Here is a 277-nt window from a genome sequence, read left to right as displayed (position 1 = left end):
TAGCCGCGCACCGCATCCATCGGAAAGATGCCCTGGCGCGCCTTGTCGAGCGACGACGGGTTGATGTCCGTCGCATAGATCTGGGTGCGTTCCAGCAGGCCTTCCTCGCGCAGCAGGATCGCCAGCGACCAGGCTTCTTCGCCGGTGCTGCGGCCCGCCACCCAGACCTTGACGGAAGGGTAGGTCTGCAGCACAGGCACGACCTGCTGGCGCAGCGTGAGGAAATAGCTCGGGTCGCGGAACATCTCGCTCACCGGGATCGTCAGGTACTGCAGCA

At 65.0% G+C, this 277-nt stretch carries 1 protein-coding gene; it reads right to left on the bottom strand.

Translation table 11 applies throughout. The features are described 5' to 3' along the window. Positions 1-277, bottom strand: a 277-nt coding sequence (locus tag CVH10_RS19940) for a CheR family methyltransferase (RefSeq protein ID WP_369335904.1), incomplete at both ends; no start/stop codon positions are given.

This window comes from Halomonas sp. ND22Bw, assembly GCF_003011945.1.
In the GTDB taxonomy this organism is placed as follows: Bacteria; Pseudomonadota; Gammaproteobacteria; order Pseudomonadales; family Halomonadaceae; genus Halomonas; species Halomonas halophila.
The sequence above is the reverse complement of the archived record's forward strand: the minus strand, read 5'-3'. Positions and strand labels throughout refer to the sequence as shown.